The following is a 292-nucleotide window of genomic DNA, read 5'->3' as shown; positions in this document are numbered from 1 at the left end:
CAGAAATAGTACGACGAGGCAAATCAATTTGTCCTGGATCACCTGTTAATAAAAATTTAGCGCTTTTACCCATTCTGGTTAAAAACAACTTCATTTGTGCATGTGTTGTATTTTGACCTTCATCTAAAATAACAAAAGCATGATCTAATGTACGACCACGCATAAATGCTAAAGGTGCAAGTTGTATGGTACCATTTTCAATATACTGCGCTAATTTTTCCGCAGGAATCATATCTCTTAATGCGTCATATAATGGTTGCATATAAGGATCTAATTTTTCTTTTAAATCGCC

General features: G+C 34.2%; 1 protein-coding gene. It reads right to left on the bottom strand.

Features of this window, described 5'->3' with window-relative positions:
• Positions 1–292: PhoH family protein (locus V6251_RS15300; RefSeq protein WP_341589017.1), on the bottom strand; the 292-nt coding region annotated here is incomplete at both ends.

Origin of the sequence: Olleya sp. Ti.3.14 (assembly GCF_038154885.1) — a bacterium.
GTDB lineage: Bacteria > Bacteroidota > Bacteroidia > Flavobacteriales > Flavobacteriaceae > Olleya.
Note: the sequence above shows the minus strand (reverse complement) of the source record. Positions and strands in the feature narration are given on the sequence as shown.